The sequence below is a fragment of the Dietzia sp. HMSC21D01 genome, assembly GCF_001815995.1.
GTDB classification, from domain to species: Bacteria; Actinomycetota; Actinomycetes; order Mycobacteriales; family Mycobacteriaceae; genus Dietzia; species Dietzia cinnamea.
This window is the reverse complement of the sequence record NZ_KV823735.1, coordinates 1-1678: the sequence shown is the minus strand read 5'-3', so window position 1 is coordinate 1678 and position 1678 is coordinate 1. Positions and strand designations below refer to the sequence as shown.

General features: G+C 75.5%; 2 protein-coding genes. Both read left to right on the top strand.

Annotation, left to right across the window (positions count from 1 at the left end):
* The first annotated feature begins 26 nt into the window (after window positions 1-26).
* Window positions 27-509: a DUF3592 domain-containing protein gene (locus HMPREF3086_RS02880; RefSeq protein WP_061228443.1), complete on the top strand. Its 483-nt coding sequence runs from the start codon at window positions 27-29 to the stop codon at window positions 507-509.
* 37 nt (window positions 510-546) lie between these two features.
* On the top strand, window positions 547-1678 hold a 1132-nt coding region (locus HMPREF3086_RS02875; protein ID WP_070720085.1), incomplete at its 3' end, for a glycosyltransferase family 4 protein.

Below are 1678 nucleotides of genomic sequence, written 5' to 3'. Positions count from 1 at the left end.
ACCGAGCCCGGGGCCTCGGACCCCGGATGACCGCGGGCACCGTCTCCGCGCGTCGGGCCCGTCGCGCGGTGCTCACCCGGCAGGGCGTGCGGGTGGTGGCGGCGGCCGCGGCGGTGTTCTCCGTGCTCACCGCCGTCCTCATCCTGTTGGCGTGCTTTGTCAACGACCAGCGCATCGACCGGGACATGGGCAGCGCCACGGCCACCGTCACCGAGGTCACCGACCGGCGGGCCGCTGTGGAGTTCGACGCCGGAGGCGGCCGGACGGTGCGCCCGGTGACCGGCGTGTTCTACCCGACGGGCCTGGTGGAGGGGCAGCGCGTGCAGGTGGAGTTCCGCCGCGCCAACCCCGATCTCGTCCGGGTCTCCGGCCGCAGCTGGACGGTCGCCGTGGTGCCCGCCCTGTCGGTCCCCGCGGTGGTCGTGCCGCTGTCCGCGCTCGCCTACGCCGCCGCGTCACCGGGGGTTCACCGGGCGATACCACGAATTCCCCGCACCGACCCGCGCTGATCACCGGCCCGTGGCCCGGCCGGGCGACAGTGAGGGCGTGCGCGTAGCCATCGTCACCGAATCGTTCCTGCCGAACGTCAACGGCGTCACCAACTCCGTCCTGCGCGTGCTGGAGTACGCGCGGCGACACGGCCACGACTGCCTCGTCGTCGCCCCCTCCGACCAGGTCGGCTTCTGGCAGGGCGCGGCCGGTGCCGTGCAGTCGCACCCGCTGATCAGCGCCGTCTCCCCCTATCTCGGTCGGCCCGCGTCCGACGGGCCCGACCCCGACCACCACCTCGGCTACCCCGTCCACCGGGTCACGGCCGTGCGGGTGCCGGTGGTGTCCTCCCTCCCGGTCGGGGCGCCCAGCCCGAGCGTGTACAACGCCCTGCGCGACTTCGCACCCGACGTGGTGCACCTGGCGTCCCCGTTCGTGCTCGGCGCCGCCGGTGCCGCCGCCGCCCGCGCCCTGGGCGTGCCCTCGGTGGCCGTGTACCAGACCGACGTGGCCGGATTCGCCGACGCGTACGGGATCGGCGTCCTCGCCGACGCCGCCTGGGCCTGGACCCGGGCGATCCACGCGACCTGCGACCGAACCCTCGCCCCGTCGACCGCGGCGATGGAGGACCTGGCCGCCCAGGGGATCCCGCGCCTGTACCGGTGGGGGCGGGGCGTCGACGCGGAGCGATTCTCGCCCACCCGCCGCAGCGCGGCCCTGCACCGGCTGTGGTCTCCGGACGGGCGGCCCGTCGTCGGATTCGTCGGCAGGCTCGCGCCGGAGAAACACGTCGAGCGCCTCCGGCCACTGGCCGACCGTTCCGGCCCGGGCGGCGACGTCCAACTCGTCGTCGTCGGCGACGGACCCGACCGCCCCGCACTGCAGGCGGCCATGCCCCACGCGATCTTCACCGGGGAACTCCACGGCGAGGCGCTCGCCCGCGCCTACGCCACGCTCGACGTGTTCTGTCACGCCGGCGAGTTCGAGACGTTCTGCCAGTCGATCCAGGAGGCCCACGCCTCGGGCGTGCCCGTGATCGGCCCCGACGCCGGCGGCCCGCGTGACCTCGTTCAGGCCGGCGTCAACGGCGTCCTGCTCGACCCGGGCCGGTACGCCGCCGAGGTCTCCGCGGCCCTCGACGCCGTGCTCGCCGACCGCGATCGGCTGGCCGCCGCCGCCCGCGCCACCG

Coding starts and splice junctions, on each gene's coding strand:
- HMPREF3086_RS02880 (WP_061228443.1), top strand. CDS start 27: ATGACCGCGGGCACCGTCTCCGCGCGTCGGGCCCGTCGCGCGGTGCTC.